This is a genomic window from Streptomyces sp. NPDC046870 (assembly GCF_040704595.1).
GTDB classification, from domain to species: Bacteria; Actinomycetota; Actinomycetes; order Streptomycetales; family Streptomycetaceae; genus Streptomyces; species Streptomyces argyrophylli.
This window is the reverse complement of record NZ_JBEYXM010000012.1, coordinates 86,879-108,192: the sequence shown is the minus strand read 5'-3', so window position 1 is coordinate 108,192 and position 21,314 is coordinate 86,879. Positions and strand designations below refer to the sequence as shown.

Genomic DNA, 21,314 nt, shown 5'->3' with positions numbered 1-21,314 from the left:
CCGCGCCCGGCTCAGGGGTGGTGGTGCGGCGGGGGCGGCGGGATCGTGTCCAGGCGCGGGGCCGGTTCCGGCCAGACCAGCAGGACCGGGCAGGGTGCGTGGTCGACGGCGAAGCGGACGGCGGGGCCGAGACTCCTCGGACCCAGCCGGGAGCGGTCCCCGTCCCGCGCCAGCACGAGCAGCCCGGCTCCCTCGGCGGCGGCCACGACCTCCCGTTCGACCCGGCCCGACCGCTCCTCGCGCACGCAGGGCCGGCCCAGCCGTTCGGCCGCCGCGCCGAGCAGGGCGGTCGCCGACGTGCCGCCGAGCGCCTCGAGGCGGTCACCCGGGTCCTGGCCGCGCCGCCCGAGCAGTCCGGCGAAGGCCCCGTGCGCCACCGCCGGCACGTCCGGTCCGCTCACATGGAGCAGCACCACCTCGGCGTCGTCCGGTGCGTGGGCGCGCACCGCGTCCACGCAGGCGGGCCAGGTGCCTTCCACGAGCCAGGCGATCACGCGCATTCCTCGGCCTCCTCCGCTCACTGCCCGTCAGATGATGTGCAGCGACCCCCACAGTGCCACCACCGCCACGGCGAGGGAGGAGGGCACGGCGAGCACACCGAGCCGGGTGAACTCCCTCAGGTCCACGTCGTGCTCGTGCTGGTGGACGATCCGCCGCCACAGCAGCGTCGCCAGCGACCCGGCGTAGGTGAGGTTGGGGCCGATGTTCACGCCGAGCAGCACGGCCAGGACGGCCCCCGGTCCGGCGGGGGCCGCCAGCGGCAGCAGGACCAGGACGGCGGGCAGGTTGTTGATCAGGTTGGCCAGCAGGGCGGCCAGCGCGGCGATCCCGAGCAGCGCGGGCAGCCCCGTGCCAGCCGGCATCACCCGCCCGAGCACGTCCGCGAGCCCGTTGTCGACCACCGCCCGCACCACGATGCCCAGCGCCAGCACGAAGGCGAGGAAGGCCGGGGCCGCGGCCCGTACGACGGTCAGCGGACCCGCCTTCCGGCGCACCAGCGCCCGCCCGGCCAGCACCAGCGCGCCCGCCGCGGCCACCCACGCGGGCTCCACGCCGAACGCCGAGGCCACCACGAACCCGGCCAGCGTGCAGCCCACGGTCACCAGCGCGAACAGGGGCAGCTCGGGCGGCTCACCGGTGTCCCGGTCCGCCGGGGCCGCCGCCGCCAGGTCCCGGGCGAAGAACCTCCGGAACACCACGTACTCGACGCCGATCGCGGCCAGCCACGGCAGCGCCATCAGCGCCGCGAACCGGGTGAAGCTCAGCCCGCTCGCCGCGAACGCCAGCAGGTTCGTCAGGTTGGACACCGGCAGCAGCAGTGACGCCGTGTTCGACAGGTGCGTGCAGGCGTAGACGTGCGGCTTGGGCCGGACGCCGGTCCGCGCGGCCGTGGCGAAGACGACCGGGGTGAGCAGCACGATCGTCGCGTCCAGGCTGAGGACGGCGGTGATGGCCGACGCCAGTGCGAACACCGCCGTCAGCAGCCGCACCGGACGGCCCGCCGCCCACCGCGCCGTCCACGCCCCGCACGCCTGGAACAGCCCCTCCACGTCACAGAAGTGGGCGAGCACCAGCACCGCCGCCAGGAACCCGACCACCGGGCCGAGCCGCTCCGCCTCGGCCCGCGCGTGGCCGAGGGAGATCGCGCCGGTCGCGACGGCGATCCCGGCGGCGGGCACGGCCATGACCGCCTCCGGCCATCCGAAGGGCCGTACGACGGCCCAGGCCAGCACGGCGACCAGCAGTACGGCGGACAGCGCCTCGGCGAGCGGGGTGTTCAGGGCGGGTCCTTCCGGAGTGGATCTGCGGGTGCCCGCCCATCAAAACAGATGATCCTGAGCCGGTTACGACGCCCCGGCGCCCGCCGCGCCCAGGAACTCCGCCCAGCCGCCCTGCGGGGGCTGTCCGGGAGCCAGCGTGCGCAGCTTGCGCAGCACCGCCGGGTCCTGCGCCTCCAGCCAGGCCACCAGTTGCCTGAAGGAGACGAACCGCACGTCGTCGTAGGCGGCCATCCTCCCGATCGCCTCCTCGACGGCGTCCATGTAGATGCCGCCGTTCCAGCGTTCGAAGTGGTTGCCGATGAAGAGGGGCGCGCGGTTGGACTCGTAGGCCCGCCGGAAACCGGCCAGGTAGGTGTCGCGGGCCTGGACGCGCCAGGTGTCGTACTGCGCGCGGTCGCCGAGCGGGTTGCCGGCGGACTGGTTGAACATCATGTTGTAGTCCATCGAGAGGACCTGGAAGGAGTGCCCGGCGAACGGTATGGACTGCAGCGGGAAGTCCCAGAGTCTGCCGCCCTGCACCTTCCCCGGCCAGACCTGGAGGCCGCCGGGGGAGCTGGCGTCGTACTTCCAGCCGAGCGCGGCGGCGGTGGGCAGCAGCCGGGCCTGGCCCTCCAGACAGGGCGTGCGGCCGCCGATCAGCTCCTTGCGGTAGTCGAAGGGCAGCGGTTCGAGGTCGGTGAACCCGGTGTTGGTCTTCCACTTCGTCACGAAGTCCACCGCCTGGTCGATCTCGCTGCGCCACTCGGCCGGGGACCAGTTGCGCACACCGGTCGCGCCGCAGAAGTGCCCGTTGAAGTGGGTGCCGATCTCGTGGCCCTCCAGCCAGGCCGCGCGCACCTGCTGGAGCGTGGCGTGGATGTGCCGGTCGGCGAGGTAGCCGATCGCGGAGGCGCCGACCGGGTGCTGCGGCGGCCGGTACAGGTGCTTCCTGGACTCGGGCAGGGTGTAGATGCCGCTGAGGAAGAACGTCATCGCGGCGCCGTGGTCGGCGGCCACCGTGCGGAACCGGGAGAACAGCCTGTTGCTCAGCTCGCCCGCGCCGTCCCACGAGAACACCACGAACTGCGGGGGCCGCCGGCCCGGGCGCAGCCGCTCCGGCTTCGGCTGGTGCGGCTGGGCGCCGGTGTCGGCGGTGGAGCCGTCGCCGATCGGCTTCACCGGCCGGGCCTGCGCGGTGCCCTTCCCGTCCGCCGGGTCCGGTCCGCCGGTCCGGATGCCGGTGCCGGAGGAGCAGGCGGCCAGTGTCCCGAGGGCGCCCGCCGCCGCCCCCGCCGTCAGCACCCGCCTGCGTGAGATCCCGCTCATCTTCTCCCCGATTCCCTGGTCGGGCCCCTGGTGGGGCCGCTTCGCTGTGCGGTCGACCCGGTTCGATGACCGGGGGGCGGGAAAAGATCGCGGCCCACGGCGGCTGTTGCCGTCCTGTGACAGTTGTGGCGCCGGCATGACGAACGAGGCCGGCGCCGACAGGACGGACCCCGCTGCCTCGGGGGAGTGACAGCGGGGTCCGCGCGGAGGGGCGCCGGGTCAGGAGGGCCCGGCGCCGGGGCTGAACACCGTCAGACGGACGGTCGAGGCATTGCCCGAGACCGGTACCGGCCCGCCCTTCCAGGCCACCTTCAGCTGGTCCCGCTCGTCCGGCGGGGTCACCAGCAGCGCGGCCGGCGTGGCCGTCTTCGCCCCGCTGACCCCCGGGTTGGAGAAGGTCAGCCCCGCCCAGGCGCTCTGCCCGGGCTTGAGCCTGACGGTCCCCGGGGTGCCCGGGGACCGCTGCGGGTCCGGACCGAGCCGGCCGCCGGAGCCGGCCACGAAGGCCGCGCCCGGATAGCCGTGCAGGGTGCAGGTCCGGGCGGAGGTGTTGGTGAGGACCACGGGGAAGTTCTCCTGGCCGGCGCCCGGGTCGTTGCGGCCCACGGAGGCGCGCAGCTCGGAGGTGTGGCAGCGGGTGCCGGCCACGGCCGGGGTGGTCGTGGCCGTGGCACCGCCGGGGGACGCCGTCGGCCGGGGGGTGTCCGGCGAGCCGGTGCCGGTGGCGGAGGAGGCCGTGGCGGGCGGCGCCGGGCTCGTCGTGCCGTCCGTCGCGGGAGCGGCCGTACCCGGGACGGTGGCCGGGGCGTCGCCGTGCGCGCTCGTGCCGTTGCCGCAGGCGGACAGCAGGCCCAGCACGGCGACCGTGCCCACGAGCAGGGCCCCGTGCCGCGCGGACCGGGGGGCGGACCGGGGGGTGTACACCATGTCGCTCAACACTCCTGGAGGTCACGGCACGCGACGGGAACGCGTGCCTGCGGCGCCGGGTGCGCCGTCCTCTCCGTCCGATGCACGGACCGCCGGAAAAGTTCGGGACGCGCCGGGTTCTGTCGGATTCCCTTCCCCGCTCCGCCGACCGGAAGCCTCCGTTCAGGCCACCCTCAGCGAACGGAGCACGCCGTCGGTCCCGTCGCCGTCACCCCGCTCGCGCACCTGTACGTACACCTGCGACCGCGCCGCCCCGCCCGCCGGGACCAGCGCGGACTCGGTGATCGAGCCGCCGTCCGGGCAGCGCCTCCAGGCCCGGACCAACCCGTGCCAGTCGGCGTCCGTGAAGGTGTGGGCGCCGGCGTAGCGGCAGCCGGGGTGCGCGAGCGCCTTCACCTTCGCGGTCACGTCGCCGTGCCCGCCGGCCCCGACGAACACCCCGTCCACGGCCGCCTTCGGATCGGACCAGCGGGAGAGGTCGTCGGCCACCACCAGACCCGGTTCGTGCCCCGCCGCCAGCCCGAGCGCGTGCGGGTCCCAGCCGGAGTCGCGCAGCTCGCGGCCCCAGCCGGCGGGCACCCGGAGGGTCACCCGCCCGGTGGCGTCCGCGATGCGCACCCCGTCGTCCGTGCCGCCGTCCCGGTGCAGCGCCACGGTCACCGTGGCCGCGGCGGCGGTGGCGGCGAGGACCGCGGCCACGGCCAGCGTCACGGTGTTGAGCCGGCCGCGCACCCCGTCCAGGCGCCGCACGGGCCGCACCGGCGGACCCGCGGCCAGCCGGTCCAGCTCCCGGGCGAACGCCAGCGCGCCCGGCCAGCGCCGCGCCCGGTCAGGTTCCAGCGCGCGCAGCAGCACCCGCTCCACGTCCGCGCCGAGTTCCGGCCGCAGCCGCCGGGGCGGCACCACCTTCCCCGGCGGGCCCGGCACGGTCCCGGTGAGCAGTTCGTAGCCGACCGCGCCCAGGCTGTAGACGTCGGCCCGCTCGTCGATGCCCTCGCCGGGCTCGGCCTGCTCCGGCGGCTGGTAGCCCGCCGAACCGGCCGCCAGGGTCAGCACCGACGCCTGCGCGAGGCTCTTGGCCAGCCCCAGGTCGGCCAGCAGCACCCGCCGGGTGCCGTCCGGGGCGGGGTGCAGCAGCACGTTGGTCGGCTTGATGTCGCGGTGGACTATGCCCGCCTCGTGCAGAGCGGCGGCACCGCGCGCCGCCTCGGCGGTCAGCGCGAGCGCTTCCCCGACCGGCAGCGGGCCGCCCGCCGGCAGATCGGCCAGGGTCCCCCCGGCGGCGTACTCCATCACGAAGTACGGCCTGCCGTCCGGGAGTTCACCGATGTCGTAGACCTGCACCACCCGGCTCGACCCGGCCCGGCGCAGCAACCGCGCCTCGGACAGGAAGCGCTCCCTGATGTCGAGCCGGTGCGACCAGTTCTCGGCGAGGACCTTCACCGCCACCGGGGCCTGGAGCTCGGGGTCGTGAGCGAGCCACACCGTGGCGAAGGCGCCGCTGCCCAGCGGCCGTTCGAGGCGGTGGCGGCCGATCCGCTCCAGGGGGTGCATACGACTATCATGCCTGGCCTGAGATCGACGTGGAGGGGGGCCGTCCGTGCAGGACCAGGCGCCGACGGAAGACCTCGCCCGGCGCGCCGCCGCCGGCGACAGCGAGGCCCTGGACCGGCTGCTGACCGGGATCCGGCCCGAGGTGGTGCGCCGCTGCGCCCGCTTCCTGCCCTGCCGGGAGGACGCCGAGGAGGCCGCGCAGGACGTGCTGCTCCAGGTCGCCCGGCACATCACCGGCTTCCAGGGCCGCAGCCGCTTCGGTACCTGGCTGTACACCGTCGTCGCCAACTGCTGCCGGCAGAAGTACCGCGAGCTGAAACGGCGGGCCGCCGAACAGCCCGTGGCCATCGAGCCCGCACACGCCGTCGACCCGCGCACCACCAGCGTCATCGCCGGCTCCCGGGTGGATCTGCTGGAGGCCCTGGACCGGCTGGAGCGCGAGCACCCGCATCTGGTGGCGCCGCTGGTCTACCGGGACATCTGCCAGCTGGACTACGCCGAGGCCGCCGAACGCGCGGGCATCCCGCTCGGCACCCTCAAGTCCCGTCTGCACGAGGCCCGCAAGCAGGTACGGCCCTGGCTGGCCGCCTCCTGAGGCACCGCCGCCCCGGGCCTACCGGTCCTCCTCGTACAGCGGCAGCTCGGCCCAGATCGTCTTGCCCTCCGGGGTGTGCCGGCTGCCCCAGCGCTGGGTGAGCTGGGCGACCAGCAGCAGGCCCCGGCCGCCCTCGTCGAACGTCTTCGCCCGGCGCAGGTGCGGCGCGGTGTGGCTGGTGTCGGAGACCTCGCAGATCAGCGTGGTCGTGTCGTGGATCAGCCGGAGCCGGATCGGCCGCGCCCCGTACCGGATGGCGTTGGTGACCAGCTCGCTGACCACCAGCTCCGCCGTGAACGTCGCCTCGCTCAGCGACCAGGCGTCCAGCTGGTCCACGACCTGCTTGCGGATCGGCGCCACCAGCGCCGGGTCGGCGGGGATGTCCCAGGTCGCCACCTGGGAGGAGGGCAGGCCCCGGGTGCGGGCCAGCAGCAGCGCCACGTCGTCCGGTGCCGCCCCGCCCGGGAGCAGGGCGTGCAGCACGCAGTCGCACGCCTCGTCCAGGGATTCCGCGTCCTGCCCCAGCGCCCGGTACAGCAGCTCGCGGCTGGTGTCCGGGTCCCGCTCCCGGGACTGCACCAGACCGTCCGTGTACAGGGCGAGGACGGTGCCCTCGGGCAGGTCCACCTCGGTGGACTCGAACGGCAGCCCGCCGAGGCCCAGCGGGGGACCGGCGGGCAGGTCGAGCAGCTGCGGCCGGCCGCCCGGCCGCAGCAGCACGGGCGGCGGATGCCCGGCGCGGGCCAGCGTGCAGCGCCGGGACACCGGGTCGTAGACGGCGTACAGGCAGGTCGCGCCGACCTCGCCCGGGCTGCCCTCCGCGCCGGCGTCCTCCGACAGCCGCAGCACCAGGTCGTCCAGGTGGGTGAGGAGCTCGTCCGGGGCCAGGTCGATGTCGGCGAGGGTGCGCACGGCGGTGCGGAGCCGGCCCATGGTGGCCGAGGCCTGGATGCCGTGCCCGACGACGTCCCCGACGACCATGGCGACCCGCATCCCGGACAGCGGGATCACGTCGAACCAGTCCCCGCCCACGCCGGCGCGGGCCGCCGGCAGATAGCGGGAGGACGCCTCCAGCGCGGCCGTGCGCGGCAGCGAGCGGGGCAGCAGGCTGCGCTGGAGCGCGAGCGCCGTCTCCCGCTCGCGCGAGTAGCGGCGGGCGTTGTCGATGGAGACGGCCGCGCGCGCGGTGATCTCCTCGGCCAGCAGCACGTCGTCCGCGGTGAAGGGGTCCGGGCGGCGGTGCCGGGTGAGGACCGCGACCCCGAGGGTGAGTCCGCGTGCCTGGATCGGCACGGACATCGAGGAGTGGATGCGCAGCCGCCGCACCCGCTCGCCGCGCTCCGGGTGCCAGGTCAGCCACTGGTCCATGTCACCGGCGGACACGCTGGCGGTGATCGTGCGGCCGGCGGTCAGCGAGTCGGCCTGCGGGGAGAGCGCCGGGTACTCCTCCGTCGTCCCCGGCCGGACCACCACCTCCGGCAGGTCCGGCAGCACCGACTGGTGGGCGGCGCGGCGCAGCCGCACCGGCGCGGTGACGCGGGCCGGCGGCTCACCGCCGTACTCCTGCGGGTCCAGCAGGTCGACGGTGACGAAGTCGGCGAGCGCGGGCACGCACACGTCGGCCAGTTCCTGTGCGGTACGGGTGACGTCGAGCGTGGTCCCGATGCGCACGCCGGCCTCGTTGAGCAGTTGCAGCCGCTGCCGGGCGCGGTGGTTGTCGGTGACGTCGTGCGCGGCCAGGCACACGCCCCGGACCCGGCCGGCCGGGTCCCGGACCGGCGCCATGCTGGCGAGCCAGGCGTGGGCCCGGTCCTCGCCGCCGGTCCGCATGAAGGTCTGCACGTCCAGGGGCCGGCCCGAGGTCAGCACCCGGAGCATGTCCTGCTCCAGCTCCTCGCTCTGCGGTCTGCCGCCGATCTCCGCGAGCCGCAGCCCCCGTACCCGCTCCTCGGGCAGCCCGACGACGTCGGCCATCGCCTCGTTCATCCGGCGCAGCCGCAGCCGGTCGTCGTACACGGCGACCGGGCACGGCGACTGGATCAGGGCCGCCCCGGTGAGCGGATCGTCCCCGCCGGGCCGGTCGGTGCCGGTGAGCGGGGTGACCACGAGCCAGTCACCCGGGTGCTCGTCGTGCGGCGGGCGGTGGTGGGCGAGCAGCCAGACGGGGACGGTACGGCCGTCCCGGTGGCGCAATCCGACCGTTCCCGCCCAGCGGGGGCTCGTGGGCGGCACGGGGGTGCCGGCGTCGGCCAGCAGCTCGGCGGCGGGGCGGCCCAGGACGGCGTCGGCCGGGTGGCCGAGCAGGCGGCGGGCGCCCTCGTTCCACTCCACCAGCGTTCCGTCGGGGCCGATGACAGCCCGGGCCGTCGCCGCATCGTCGAACGGATAGACCCGGCTCATCGTCGCCGCTCCCAAGCGCACACTCACAGTGAACAGGTGGCACCACTCGCGTACCAGCCTAGTGCTTCGCGCCCGCCCGTGAGCGCCGATCCGGGCCACCGGGCCGACCCGTCGAACACGTCGGGGACACGGTCGAGGGGGAGATCCGGCCGATGTGCCGCCGGCGGTACCCATGCGGTTCCGGACCCTTGACGATCGAGTGTGGCAAGACGTCAGAATCTGTTTGTTCACGATCAGTTGTGAGTACTTCTGGGCCCTGATGAGGGAGAGCCGCCCATGTCGGTCACACGCAGATCCGTCCTGGCCGCAGCGGCGGCGGCGCCCACGGCCGGGGCGCTTACGAACGTCTCCACGGCTACGGCGGCCGGCGGCGCCGGCGCGCCCGGCACCGGAGAACGCCGCACCGTGCCCCTCAGGGACGGCTGGCGCTTCGCCCTGGGCGACCCGGTCGGCGCCACCGACCCCGCCGGCGCCCACGACCGGGCCGCCGAGCCCGGCTACGACGACTCGGCCTGGCGCGAGGTCGCCGTACCCCACGACTGGAGCATCGAGCAGACCCCCACGACCGACCACGGCACCACCAGCGGCACCGGCTTCTTCCCGGGCGGCCTCGGCTGGTACCGGCTCGCCCTCACCCTCCCGCGCGACTGGGCCGGCAAGCGGATCTCGGTCGAGTTCGACGGCGTCTACATGGACGCCCACGTCTACTGCAACGGCACCGAGGTGGGCCGCCACCCCTACGGCTACACCGGCTTCGCCTTCGACCTCACCGATCTCGTCCACACCGACGGCACCACCGCCGACGTGCTCGCGGTCAAGGTCCGCAACCAGCTGCCCAGCAGCCGCTGGTACTCCGGCAGCGGCATCTACCGCGAGGCCCGTCTGGTCGTCACCGAGCCGGTGCACGTGGCCCGCTGGGGCACGTACGTCACCACGCCGGAGGTCTCCGCCGACCGGGCGCTGGTCCGGGTGCGGACCACCGTGCGGAACGCCTCCGGTACCGGCGCGGACGTGGAGGTGCGCTCCCGCGTCGTCGCCCCGGACGGCCGGACCGTCGCCCGTGCGGCCACCACCGCCGCCGTCGCGGACGAGGCCACCGAGACCCACGAACTGACCGTCCCCGAGCCCCTCCTGTGGGACTTCGCGACCCCGGAGCACCGCTACACCCTGCACACCGAGCTGCGCGTCGGGGGCCGCACCACCGACACCCACCGCACGCCCTTCGGCATCCGCACCTTCCGCTTCGACCCCGACGAGGGCTTCTCCCTCAACGGCGCCTACACCAAGATCAAGGGAGTCGACCTCCACCACGACCAGGGCGCGCTCGGCGCCGCGATCAGCGTCGACGCCGTGCGCCGGCAGATGCGGATCATGAAGTCGATGGGCGTCAACGCCTTCCGCACCTCCCACAACCCGCCCTCGCCGCAGATGATCCAGGTCTGCGAGGAGCTGGGCATCGTGATGATGGTGGAGGCCTTCGACTGCTGGCGCACCGGCAAGACGGCGTACGACTACGGCCGGTTCTTCGACGAGTGGTGCGAACGCGACGCCACCGAGATGGTCCTGGCCGCCCGCAACTCGCCCGCCGTGGTGCTGTGGTCCATCGGCAACGAGATCCCCGACTCGACCTCCACCGCAGGGCTCGCCATGGCGGACCGGATCATCGCCGCCGTCAGGGCCGCCGACGACACCAGGCCGCTCGTCATCGGCTCCGACAAGTACCGGCGCGTACCGGCCAAGGGCTCGCCGGCCGACCTGATGCTCGCCAAACTGGACGGCCTGGGCCTCAACTACAACACGGCCAAGTCGGTGGACGCCCTGCACGCGGCCTACCCGCACCTGTTCCTCTTCGAGTCCGAGTCCTCCTCGGAGACCTCCACCCGCGGCACCTACCAGGAGCCGGAGCACCTGAACACGGGGGAGAACCACACGCCCGGCAGGCGGGAGGTCTCCTCGTACGACAACAACCTCGCCTCCTGGACGATGAGCGGCGAGTACGGGCACAAGAAGGACCGGGACCGGAAGTGGTTCGCTGGCCAGTTCCTGTGGTCCGGCATCGACTACATCGGCGAACCGACGCCGTACGACGTCTTCCCGGTCAAGGCCTCCTTCTTCGGCGCCGTCGACACCGCCGGCTTCCCCAAGGACATGTACCACCTCTTCAGGAGCCAGTGGACGACCGAACCGATGGTCCATCTGCTGCCGATGACCTGGAACCACGAGGAGGGCGACACCGTCGAGGTCTGGGCGTACGCCAACGTGCCCACCGTCGAGCTCTTCCTCGACGGGGAGTCCCTGGGCGTACGGGAGTTCGACGTCAAGCGGACGACCGACGGCCGCGGCTACCTGGAGACCACCGAGCCCACCGGTGACGACAAGACCTTCACCGACGGCCCCTACCCGGGCAGTTACACCAGTCCCGACGGCAGCGCGGGCAAGCTGCACCTGACCTGGAAGGTGCCGTACCGGCCGGGCGAGCTGAAGGCGGTGGCCCGGCGCGGCGGCAGGGTCGTCGCCACCGACGTGCTGCGCACGGCCGGCGCCCCGCACGCCGTACGGCTCACCGCCGACCGCGCGTCCCTCGCCGCCGACGGCCGCTCGCTGGCGTTCGTCACCGCGGAGATCGTCGACGCGCACGGCGTGGTCGTGCCCGACGCGGACCACCTCATCGCCTTCGACGTCGCCGGCGGCTCCCTGGCCGGCGTCGACAACGGCCGCGAGGAGAGCGCCGAGCGCTACCAGGCGAGCACCCGCACCGCCTTCCACGGCAAGGCCCTCGCGATCGTCCGCTCCGGCACCAGGCCCGGCACCCTGAAGGTCACCGCCCGGGTGGACGGCCTGCGCGCGGACACCGCCCGCCTGGTCACGCACCCGGCCCGCCCGGCCTCGACGACCGCACCCGCCGGCTTCCGGCCCGGCCACCCGGCGCCGCCCGGCCATCCGCACGCGGACGCCAGTTACTCCGGCCGTCCGGACACCCTGCCCGCCGCCATGCTGGACGGCGACCCGGCCACCGGCTGGTCCAACGCCTTCGTCAAGGCGGCCACCGCGCTGCTGCCCGCGTTCGGCGGGGCCCGGCCCGAGGACTGGGTGTCGGTCGACTTCGGGCGCACCCGGACCTTCGACCGGGTGGCGGTCTCCTTCACCGTGGACACCGGCCACAGCCTGCCCGAGCGGGCCGAGGTGGCCGTGTGGGACGGCCACGCCTGGGCCCCGGTGACCGGGACGACAACGGAGTGGGCCACCGCCTCCGACAGTCCGACGGTCCTCACCTTCGACGCGGTACGCGGCTCCCGGCTGCGCCTGACACTCACCAGCGCGTACCCGGGACAGCCGAGGGGAGCGGTGCGGATCAGCCGGCTGGACGCGTGACGGCACGGCGTGCGCTTCCGCGCTCCCGGCACTGGGCTCGGGGCGCGGGACCGCGGCGGCCGGGCAGCAGGCGGCAGCGGGACGAGGGCGGGGGCGGCAGGCAGGGGCCGCTGTCCCGCCGACCGTGTCACCGGCGGGAACCGCACCTGGCCCTCAGCCCTGTCCGGTACCGCATCTGACCGGTTCTGACCTGGGCGTATTTACGCGTGAGTACCCGCGCGGTACCGTGAGGGGCATGCCAGCTCTCAACGTGGAGTTCAGCGAACGGGAACTAGAGGACCTGCGGCAGATCGCCAAGGAACGCGGTACCTCGATGAAGGCCCTCGTGCGCGAGGCCGCCGCCGCCGACATCGCGCGCCACCGGGCCCTGCAGGAGGGCGCCGAGGCCTTCCGCCGCTTCTTCGCCGGCCATGCCGAGGAGTTCGCGGCGGCCTTCCCCGACGACGAGCGCCCCGCCAGGGGCGAGGCCGCCTGAGCGATGCCCTCCGTCATCCATATCGACGTACCCTGGCTGCTCCAGCGGCACGAGGAGGTCCTGCCCGACCAGCCCGCCGTGGACGACTTCTCCGCGCTGGTCGCGGCCGTCGCCCGGCACCGGGTGGACCCGCCCCGGCTCGGGGTGGACTCCGACGCCGCCTGGCGCGCCGCCGCGCTGCTGCACACCCTCGCCGTGCTCAAGCCGCTGCCCGCGGCCAACGCCCGCTTCGCCTGCGCGACCGCGGTGGCCTACATGTTCGTCAGCGGCGTCGGCATCGACCCGCCCTACGGCGCACTCGTCGACCTGGCCCGCGACCTGATCTCCGGCAAGACCGACGTGTACGGCGCCGCCGACCGGCTCCGCTCCTGGCAGATCTGAGGCCGCCGGGCCCGCCCCGCTCCCGGCCGGCGGGGGAAGCCGCCGGGAGCCGCCGGCCGGGAGCGGGCCTTTCCGTGGTGGACCGGTGCCCAGTCCACCACCGGGCCGCCCGCCGCGGGAGCGTGCGCGTCCGGTGGACGCGTGCGCGCGCTTCACACGGGGCGCATGGGAGATCCGGCCGCTCTCGCGACAACCACCGGCCGCACCCGCGGTTCTGACTTTCTTTCAACAAGGTCGATGTCTCCCGTGCGGCTTGTTGCCCCTGTGGCACTTGTGCAAGGGTTCAAACGCGGTGAATTTCCCGCTCGCACACGCGCCAGAAGGAATCCGCTCCGTGCTCACCCCCCACCCCCCTCGTCCTCCCTATCCGCCCTCCGGCGCCGATCCGGGGGAATCCGACGAGTTCCTCGCCGGCCCGCTGCGGGCCGGCTCCGACGCGGAGGCATCCCGGTCGGCCGCCCTCCTGATGGCCCGGCACTGGCAGCCGGCCCAGGAGTACGCGGTCATCTGCCTGGCCGCCTCCGGACCCCTCGCCCACATGGTCACCGCGACCGCCTTCCACCAGGTCCTCGGCCGGCTGGCGCTCGGCGAGACCGCCGACGCGCTGCGGCCCCGCCTGCTGGTGGCCGTCCGTGACACGGTCCTGAACTGGTCCGGCACCGACCGGATCACCGCCGTGCTCCCCGGGCTCGGCAAACCCGCCGGAGGCCGCGGGATGCGCGCCGCGCAACCGCTCGTACCCGAGAACCGCGCCCTGTCCGACCGTTCCTTCCACGGCCTTTCCCGCCTGGAACAAGCCCTGTTGTGGCACGCCGAGGTCGAGGCCGAACCGGTGGACGTGCCCGCGGGACTGCTCGGCGTGGACATCCGCAACGCCACCGCCGCGCTCGAACAGGCCAGGGAGAAATTCCGCGAGGGCCTGGTACGCGCCCACCGGGAACTCGCTCCCGGCAAGGAGTGCCGTTACTACAACCGCCTGCTCGACGTCCCGATCCGCCGGGGCGGCGCGCTGCTGCCCGACGTCCAGGAGCATCTGTCCGGCTGCGCCTACTGCCGGCACGCGGCCGAGCAACTCGGCCACACCGACGCCGCGTTGGGCGTGCTGCTCGCCGAGGCCGTGCTCGGCTGGGGCGCCCGCCGCTACCTCGAATCGCGCCCCGGCCGCCGGCCCGGCCCCGCCCGCGGCGGCGCGCGGCGGGCGGGCGGACGCCGGCGCGGCGTCGGCCGGCGCGGCGCCGAGGAGGGCGGAAGAGGGCTGCCGGCCCGGTTCCTCGCCGGAGTGTCCGCGCACCGCGCCCCCGGCACCGCCTGGTCGTCCAGGACGCTGCTCACCGGGGTCGGCGTGGCCTCGGCCGGGCTGCTCGCCACCGTCCTCGCGGTCGGCGTGTGGCCCGACGGCGACGACGGCACCGCTCCGGTCGCCACCAGCGCCACTCCCGGCGCGCCGGCCCCGTCGGGCACCCCGGGCCTGCCCGCCGCCGGCCGGCCCGGCCCGCTGCGCAACGGCGCCGGCCGGTGCCTGGACGTCAAGGGCACGCCGGAGGAGGGGGCGAGTGCCGTGCTCGCCGACTGTTCCGGCTCGGCCACACAGCGGTGGACGTACGGCCCCGACGGGCTGCTGCGCAGCGCCGCCGGCGCCGGTCTGTGCCTGGACTCGCACGCCGACGCCGGCGTGGTGCTCCTCGGCCGCTGCGCCGGCGCCGGGTCGGAGCGGGGCGACGACGTGCGCTACGACCTCACTCGCCAGGGCGAGTTGCTGCCGCGGTGGGACCGGACGCTCGCGCTCGCCGCCGGCGGTGACCAGGCGGGGGCCGACCTCGTCGTCAAGGTCCGGGACGGGTCCCCCGGCCAGCGGTGGCTCTCCGGCGGTTCCTCGTAGGGCTGCGGTGGCTCTCCGGCGGTTCCTCGTAGGGCTGCGGTGGCTCTCCGGCGGTTCCTCGTAGGGCTGCGGCAGGGCGTGCGTAGGGCGCTGCGGCCCGGCTGCCGAACGGCGCCCCGCGGCTGCCCGACGGCCCCGACGGCCCCGGCGGTCAGGGCGGCGCGCGGGGCCCCGGTCGGGCCGGCGGCAGGGCGTGGGAGGGGCTCTGCGGCCCGGCTGCCGAACGGCGTCCTGCGGCTGCCCGACGGCCCCGGCGGTCAGGGCGGCGCGCGGGGCCCCGGCCGGCCCGGAGGTCAGGGGCCGATGGGCGGCCCGGTCAGGGCCCTGGCCGGCCCGGCGGGCAGGGACGGTGGGCCCGGTGGGCCAGGGTTCCATGGCACGGGTCCGCTGGCCCGAGGTCCGCTGAGCCGGCGGTGGCCGGCCGCCCGTGCGGCAGTGGACGGGCGGCCCCGGTCAGGGCTCCGGTGGCGCCCGTGTCCCGCTCGAACCGCACGCCGGGTGCGCCCCGCCTGCCTCAGGAGGCCGCGGTGCCGTCCGTCTCCAGGTCCGACCGCGTCACCGTACCCGGGCGTGCGTGGCCCGACAGGGCCAGGGTCAGGTCGAACTCCGCGAGGAGGCACCGGATGACGTGCTCCACGCCCGCCTGGCCGTCCAGGCCCAGGCCGTAGACGTACGGGCGCCCGAGCAGAACCGCCCGCGCGCCCAGGGCCAGGGCCTTGAAGACGTCGTCGCCGGTGCGCACCCCGCTGTCGAACAGCACCGCCAGCCGGTCGCCCACCGCGTCCGCCACCCGGGGCAGCGCGTCGGCCGCGGCGACCGAACCGGCCACCTGCCGGCCGCCGTGGTTGGAGACCACCACGCCGTCCATCCCGGCGTCGGCGGCGAACCGGGCGTCGTCCGGGTGCAGGACACCCTTGAGGACGATCGGCCCGTCCCAGTTCTCCCGCAGGAAGGCCAGGTCGGGCCAGGTGTGGCTCGCGTCCCCGAACAGGCCGAGGAAGTGCAGCACCGCCGCGTTCGGGTCCTCGTGCACCGGCTTGGCCAGACCCGCCTGGAACGCCGGGTCGGTGAAGTAGTTGGCGGTGCCCACGCCGTGCACGAACGGCAGGTAGGCCTGGTCCAGATCACGGGGCCGCCACGCCAGCAGCGGGGTGTCCAGCGTGACGACCAGCACCGAGAAGCCGGCCGCACGGGCCCGGGCGAGGAAGCTCCGGGTCACCTCGCGGTCCTTGCCCCAGTACAGCTGGAACCACCGCTCGGCGTCCCCCATCGCCTCCGCGACCCGCTCCATCGGCGTGCTCGAAGCCGACGACAGGACGTACGGCACGCCGTGTGCGGCGGCGGCCCGGGCGGCGGCGGTCTCGGCGTCCGGGTGCATGATCGACAGCACGCCGACGGGAGCGAGGGCGAGTGGTGCGGGCAGGGTCCGCCCGAGCACCTCGGTGGTGAGGTCGCGCTCGTGCACGTCCCGCAGCACGCGCGGCACGATCCGGCGCCGGGCCAGGGCCGCCCGGTTGGCGCGGGCCGTGCCGCCGTCGCCCGCGCTGCCCGCCACATAGCCCACCGGGCCGGGGCCGAGCCGGTGTTCGGCCAGTTCCTCCAGCCGGGTCAGGTCGGTGGGGAGCCGGGGCACGGCCCCGGTCATCCCGGTCAGGTAGATCTCGTACTGGAAGTCCGCCCAGTGCTGTGCCATCCGTCAACTCCCGCCCGTCGTCGGCCGCGTGCGCCCCCGACGATACCGACCGGTACGTCGGACGGAGCGCCGCGGGACCACGTCAGCCGACGCCGCCAGCCGGCACGGGCGCGGGGGCGTCGGCGACGGCTCCCGGGCCGGTGATCGGCGGCACCGGGACCTCGACGGTGCGGACCAGCCGCGCGCCCTCGGGGCCGTACGCGGCACGGGGCTCGGGGAACAGCCACAGCAGGGCCAGGAAGAGCACCGCGGCCGTCGCCAGCGACAGCGGCAGGCTGATGTCGACGCCGTGCGCCAGATCGCCGAGCGGACCCACGAACTGGCCCGGGATGTTCGTGAACAGCACACCGACGAGCGCCGACACCCACCACGCGGTCATGCCGCGCCAGTTCCAGCCGTGCGCGAACCAGTAGCGGCCGCCGCGCTGACGGCGGTTGAAGACCTGGAGCGCGTCCGGGTCGTACCAGCCGCGGCGGGTCCAGAAGCCCAGCGTCATCACGACCATCCAGGGCGTGGTGCAGGTGACGATCATCGTGGCGAAGGTGGAGATGGACCGCACCAGGTCCAGGCCGAACCGGCCCACGAAGATGAACGCGATCGACAACACGCCGACCAGCAGCGTCGCCTGGACCCGCGACAGCCTCGGGAACACCGAGGAGAAGTCGAGGCCGGTGCCGTACAGCGAGGTCGTGCCCGTGGACATGCCGCCGATCAGCGCCAGCAGGCACACCGGCAGGAAGAACCAGCTCGGTGAGATCGCCAGCAGCCCGCCCACGAAGTCCGGCGCGGCCGGGTCGACGTACCGCGGCGCCTTCGTCGCCACGATGCTGGCCGTCGCCAGGCCGAACACGAACGGCAGCAGCGTCGCGAACTGGGACAGGAACGCGGCGGCGACCACCCGGCGGCGCGGGGTGGCGGCCGGGATGTAGCGCGACCAGTCGCCGAGGAACGCGCCGAAGGACACCGGGTTGGACAGCACGATCAGCGCCGCGCCGATGAAGGACGGCCAGAACATCGACCGCGTCGACGCGTCCGCCGAGGCGGTGAACACCCCGGCGTACGAGGGGTCGAAGTCACCGGCGAACGCGACCGCGCCGAGCAGGAACAGCACGCTCGCCGAGGTCACCGCGATCTTGTTGACGAACAGCATGAACCGGAAGCCGTAGACGCACACCGCGAGCACCAGACCGGCGAAGAGCGCGTACGCGACGACGTACGACAGGTCGCCGCGCTCCAGGCCGAACAGCCGGTGCGCGCCGCCGACCAGGGCGTCGCCGGAACTCCACACCGACAGGGAGAAGAACGCGACGGCCGTCAGCAGGGAGAGGAACGAACCGACCACCCGGCCGTGCACACCGAGGTGCGCCGAGGACGACACGGCGTTGTTGGTGCCGTTGACCGGGCCGAACACCGCCATCGGGCACAGGATCAGCGCGCCCGCGAGGACACCGAGCACGGTGGCCGCGAGACCCTGCCAGAAGGAGAGCCCGAACAGGACCGGGAAGGCGCCGAGGACACAGGTGGAGAAGGTGTTGGCGCCGCCGAAGGCGAGCCGGAACAGGTCCAGCGGGGTCGCGGTGCGGTCGGCGTCGGGGATGCGCTCCACGCCGTGCGCCTCGACCTCGGTGAGGGCGGGTCCGGTCGGGGAGTCGGACGCGGCGGGCGGGGCGGGCTGTTCGGACACGGGCGCTCCAGCGGGGACGGCAGCGGGGTGCGCTGACGGTACGGCGGGCGCGACCATGTGATCCAGAGGACGGTTCGTCCACCTTTCGCGCCGACGGTGGATGAATCGCCCATCGGTGGGGCGGAGCGGGCAACGGCATCTGGTGATCGCTTCATGAACACGAGGAGTCATGAAGGGGCGCGGCACGGTCGGAGCCGGAATGTTTCAGGACGATTAACGAAGAGCTGTGTTTCGGCCATCCGGCCGCTCCCGTACCCGGGGATCCGCCTGGTTCCGGGGGCGCGTCGTTCGATTTCCGTGACTTCACGCCACTGATTCAACACGAAAGGTTACTGAAACCCATGGGTTCGATGTGAGTTTCGCCGATGGAGTCGGCAGAGTGGCGCTCGCCGCTCCGGTGCCCGACCGGACCGGAGCCGGCGACCCGACTGTTCGAGCGGAAGGATGCACACAATGCGGAACACCGCGCGCTGGGCAGCGGCCCTCGGCCTCACGGCCGCCGCCGTTTGCGGACCCCTGACCGGGGCCGCCGTCGCTGCACCGGGCGCCGCCCCGTCGTCGCTCTACGCCCCCTCGGCCCTGGTGCTCACCACCGGCCACGGCAACGACGCGGCCACGGCCACTCCGGAGCGCGCCGTCACCCTCACCTGCGCCCCCACCGCCTCCGGCACCCACCCGGCCGCGGCCCAGGCCTGCGCCGAACTGCGCCTCGCCGGCGGCGACCCGGAGGCCCTGAAGCCGGCCGGCGACGTGATGTGCACGAAGGTCTACGACCCCGTCGTCGTCACCGTCCAGGGCGTCTGGCAGGGCAAGCGCGTCTCCTACGAGCGCACCTTCGGCAACGTGTGCATGAGGGATGCCGTCGGCGGCGCTCTGTTCGCCTTCTAGGACCGGGATCGCAGGGGTCCCCGTGGACACCGGATCAGGCCCGCAACTGGGGAGTGCGGCCCCCTGGAACGGGGAACCTGCGATCTCGCGCCGGGGCCGGCGGGCGGAGTGGGGCCGCCCGCCGGGCCCGGGCACACAGCCGCTCCCCGGGCCGGTCCGTGGGGGACCGCCCGGGGAGCGGCGAAAAACAATCTGTTTCAACCAGATGTTCAGGCCTTGCGCCGGTGACTCGTGTCGCACCAGGGGTAGCGGCGACTGCGCCGGCAGGTACACAGAGCGACGCGGAAGCGGTCCGAGCGTACCGTGGTCCCGTCCTCCAGTTCGATCTCCACGGGCCCTTCCATGAGGAGGGGCCCGCGCCGCCGCATGGTGATCCGCCGCGCCCCGTCGGCCGAAGCCCTGGCCGGCGGGCCGGCGGGGGCGGTGTCCGCCGCGAAGCCGGCGGAGCCCGCCACGGCGTCCGCGGAGTCCACGGCGTCCGCGGAGTCCGCGGCGTCAGCAGGGTCGTTCGGCACGGATGACCACCAGCTCTTCCCTGTCCTCGGCCGGCGCGAGCAGCCCGCGCCGGCGCAGCCAGTCCTCCCTGGAACGCAGCACCGGGCCGAAGGCGATCCAGCGGCGCCGGACCACCGACGCCTTCAGGCCCGCCGCCCGCAGCAGCTCCAGGGTGCGGTCGGGACCGCTCAGCGCCGAGTGCACGATCAGCAGCACCCCTCCGGGGCGCAGCAGCGCCGGCGCGTCCCGGCAGATCCGGTCCAGCAGCAGCCGCCCGTCGCACCCGGCGTCCCAGGCCCGGGCCCGGCCGTGCGGCCCGCGGCCGGCGTCGGGCGCCGGGACGTAGGGCGGGTTCGCCAGGATGAGGTCGTACGTCCGGCCCCGCACCGGTTGGAAGAGGTTGCCGCGCCGGATGCGCACCGGCAGCCGCCTCAGCCACGCGTTCAGCCGGGCCGTCCACACCGCCCGCCGGGACACGTCCACCGCGGTCACGGCCGCGCCCCGGCGGGCCGCCTCCAGGGCCAGTGCCCCGCTCCCGGTTCCGACGTCCAGCACCCGTGCGCCGGGCGGCGGCGCCTCCTCGTGGAGCGCCTCGGCCAGCAGCTCCGTGTCGTCCTGCGGGGCGTACACACCCGGAAGCACCATAGCGATCACGTGGCGCGGGTACCCCGGGAATCAGGATGTATGAGAAGTCTCCTGTTCCACGGGTGCCCCCACGAGAGACTCCGGGGCCGTGCGCACCGGGGGGTCCAGGGGGGTCCGCAGGGACGACCGTCCCGCGCGCCAGGCGTCCAGCAGCCGCCGGGCCAGCCGGCCCTCCAGGTACTCGGTCGCGTCGATCCCGAAGGCGATGTCCGGCGCCAGCTCCGGTTCCTCGTCGAGCAGTCCGCCGATCACCTCGTGCCGGACGACCTGCTCGTGCACCGCGTCCGCTTCCACGTGCTCGTCGTAGAAGAACTCGGCGGCCGGGCCGGCGCCGGTGCGGCGCATCGCCTCGGCCAGCCGGCGCGAGCCGGGCGAGGAGGTGATCTCCACCTCGGCGAAGTGGCCCACCAGCGCGCCGCGCAGGTCGCGGTGCAGGCCGAACAGGGACATCAGGTTGACGACGGCCAGCATCTCGGCGGGGGCCGCGTCCAGGTGACGGCCGTACGTGGTGTCCAGGCCCAGGTCCGTCATCAGGTCGGCGAACAGGCGCGCGTGCACCCGGTCGGCCCGGCCGCCGCCGAACTCGTCGTACTCCACCGCGGCCATCGCGGCCTTCGCCCGGCCCCACAGCCGCGGCAGCACCCAGGCGTGCGGGTCGGCCTCCTTCAGGTGGTACAGCGAGCGCAGCGCGGCGTACTCCCGCAGCTGCCACAGCTCGCCCTCGGCGGACAGGAAGTGGGTGACCCCCGTGCCCTCGGCCGGCTCGACGAGCAGGGCGGCCAGCGCGTCGTCCAGGGTGTCGTGGACCGGGGTGTCGGCGCGCAGCGCGGCGCCGAAGCGGTGTTCCAGCGCGGCCCTCACGCGCAGCAGCTCGGGGTCCCACTCGGTCTGAGGCGGGACACCGGCGAAGCCGCGGTAGTGCAGCTCGTAGCAGAGGTACAGGGCGAGCTGGAGGTCGTCGCCGTACGGATCGGCGGCCCCGGCGTCCGCGGGATCGGGAAGCGGGCCCGTACCGCGCAGGTACGCGGCGACCGCGGCGGAGAGCGGGCCTCGGGGCGGGGGCAGCAGGGGTCCTCGCACGTGGTGGTTCATGGGGCTCGGGTACCCGCAGCTCGGCAAAGCACCAGTGATCACCGCTCCGGCCCGCCGTCCCGGCGCGGGCGTGCCTCGTCCGCCCGGTCCGGCTCGCCGTCGCCGCCACCGGTGGCACCGCACCGGCCCGGTCACGTGCGCGCATCCG

17 protein-coding genes are annotated in these 21,314 nt (G+C 74.6%); 6 read left to right on the top strand and 11 right to left on the bottom strand.

What is annotated here, in order from left to right:
- Positions 1-11: 11 nt before the first annotated feature.
- From AB0946_RS24710 to AB0946_RS24690, 5 genes are all read right to left on the bottom strand, one after another.
- Complete coding sequence (locus AB0946_RS24710) at positions 12-500, bottom strand: universal stress protein (RefSeq protein ID WP_366762828.1); 489 nt, start codon at positions 498-500, stop codon at positions 12-14.
- Between the two features lie 27 nt (positions 501-527).
- On the bottom strand, positions 528-1,781 hold the full coding sequence (locus AB0946_RS24705; RefSeq protein ID WP_366762955.1) for an SLC13 family permease: 1,254 nt from the start codon (positions 1,779-1,781) through the stop codon (positions 528-530).
- Between the two features lie 63 nt (positions 1,782-1,844).
- Entirely contained in the window at positions 1,845-3,086 is a 1,242-nt protein-coding gene (locus tag AB0946_RS24700; protein WP_366762827.1) for a hypothetical protein, read from the bottom strand.
- Between the two features lie 219 nt (positions 3,087-3,305).
- On the bottom strand, positions 3,306-4,013 hold the full coding sequence (locus AB0946_RS24695) for a DUF4232 domain-containing protein (RefSeq protein WP_366762826.1): 708 nt from the start codon (positions 4,011-4,013) through the stop codon (positions 3,306-3,308).
- Between the two features lie 162 nt (positions 4,014-4,175).
- The gene (locus tag AB0946_RS24690; RefSeq protein ID WP_366762825.1) at positions 4,176-5,567 is read right to left on the bottom strand and encodes a serine/threonine-protein kinase; all 1,392 of its coding nucleotides are present in this window, start codon (positions 5,565-5,567) and stop codon (positions 4,176-4,178) included.
- A gap of 46 nt (positions 5,568-5,613) precedes the next feature.
- Between AB0946_RS24690 and AB0946_RS24685 the strand changes: the two genes are divergently transcribed.
- The gene (locus AB0946_RS24685) at positions 5,614-6,162 is read left to right on the top strand and encodes an RNA polymerase sigma factor (protein ID WP_366762824.1); all 549 of its coding nucleotides are present in this window, start codon (positions 5,614-5,616) and stop codon (positions 6,160-6,162) included.
- Between the two features lie 18 nt (positions 6,163-6,180).
- On the opposite strand, the gene AB0946_RS24680 is transcribed toward AB0946_RS24685, so the two are convergent.
- The gene (locus AB0946_RS24680; protein ID WP_366762823.1) at positions 6,181-8,562 is read right to left on the bottom strand and encodes a SpoIIE family protein phosphatase; all 2,382 of its coding nucleotides are present in this window, start codon (positions 8,560-8,562) and stop codon (positions 6,181-6,183) included.
- A gap of 276 nt (positions 8,563-8,838) precedes the next feature.
- Here AB0946_RS24680 and AB0946_RS24675 point away from each other — a divergent pair, with 276 nt between their 5' ends.
- The 4 genes from AB0946_RS24675 (at position 8,839) to AB0946_RS24660 (ending at position 14,669) form a co-directional block, all read left to right on the top strand.
- A complete protein-coding gene (locus AB0946_RS24675) occupies positions 8,839-11,934 on the top strand; it encodes a glycoside hydrolase family 2 TIM barrel-domain containing protein (RefSeq protein ID WP_366762822.1) in 3,096 nt (1,031 codons plus the stop codon).
- A gap of 235 nt (positions 11,935-12,169) precedes the next feature.
- Complete coding sequence (locus AB0946_RS24670; RefSeq protein ID WP_014676647.1) at positions 12,170-12,409, top strand: hypothetical protein; 240 nt, start codon at positions 12,170-12,172, stop codon at positions 12,407-12,409.
- Between the two features lie 3 nt (positions 12,410-12,412).
- The gene (locus AB0946_RS24665) at positions 12,413-12,790 is read left to right on the top strand and encodes a toxin Doc (RefSeq protein WP_041666033.1); all 378 of its coding nucleotides are present in this window, start codon (positions 12,413-12,415) and stop codon (positions 12,788-12,790) included.
- A gap of 334 nt (positions 12,791-13,124) precedes the next feature.
- Positions 13,125-14,669, top strand: coding sequence for an RICIN domain-containing protein (locus AB0946_RS24660; protein ID WP_366762821.1), 1,545 nt, complete (start codon positions 13,125-13,127; stop codon positions 14,667-14,669).
- A 514-nt stretch (positions 14,670-15,183) separates the two neighbouring features.
- Here the strand turns inward: AB0946_RS24660 and AB0946_RS24655 are convergent.
- Both AB0946_RS24655 and AB0946_RS24650 read right to left on the bottom strand, forming a co-directional pair.
- The gene (locus tag AB0946_RS24655; RefSeq protein WP_366762820.1) at positions 15,184-16,362 is read right to left on the bottom strand and encodes a lactate 2-monooxygenase; all 1,179 of its coding nucleotides are present in this window, start codon (positions 16,360-16,362) and stop codon (positions 15,184-15,186) included.
- A gap of 82 nt (positions 16,363-16,444) precedes the next feature.
- On the bottom strand, positions 16,445-18,046 hold the full coding sequence (locus AB0946_RS24650) for a cytosine permease (RefSeq protein WP_366762819.1): 1,602 nt from the start codon (positions 18,044-18,046) through the stop codon (positions 16,445-16,447).
- A 453-nt stretch (positions 18,047-18,499) separates the two neighbouring features.
- Between AB0946_RS24650 and AB0946_RS24645 the strand changes: the two genes are divergently transcribed.
- Positions 18,500-18,934, top strand: a complete 435-nt coding sequence (locus AB0946_RS24645; RefSeq protein WP_366762818.1) for a protease inhibitor — start codon at positions 18,500-18,502, stop codon at positions 18,932-18,934.
- Positions 18,935-19,143: 209 nt separating this feature from the next.
- Here AB0946_RS24645 and AB0946_RS24640 read toward each other — a convergent pair whose 3' ends face one another.
- The 3 genes from AB0946_RS24640 to AB0946_RS24630 all read right to left on the bottom strand — a co-directional run bounded on the left by AB0946_RS24640 (position 19,144) and on the right by AB0946_RS24630 (position 21,166).
- On the bottom strand, positions 19,144-19,302 hold the full coding sequence (locus AB0946_RS24640; protein WP_366762954.1) for a CDGSH iron-sulfur domain-containing protein: 159 nt from the start codon (positions 19,300-19,302) through the stop codon (positions 19,144-19,146).
- A gap of 127 nt (positions 19,303-19,429) precedes the next feature.
- Entirely contained in the window at positions 19,430-20,074 is a 645-nt protein-coding gene (locus AB0946_RS24635) for a HemK2/MTQ2 family protein methyltransferase (RefSeq protein ID WP_366762953.1), read from the bottom strand.
- A 30-nt stretch (positions 20,075-20,104) separates the two neighbouring features.
- Positions 20,105-21,166, bottom strand: coding sequence for an iron-containing redox enzyme family protein (locus AB0946_RS24630; protein WP_366762817.1), 1,062 nt, complete (start codon positions 21,164-21,166; stop codon positions 20,105-20,107).
- Positions 21,167-21,314 lie beyond the last annotated feature (148 nt).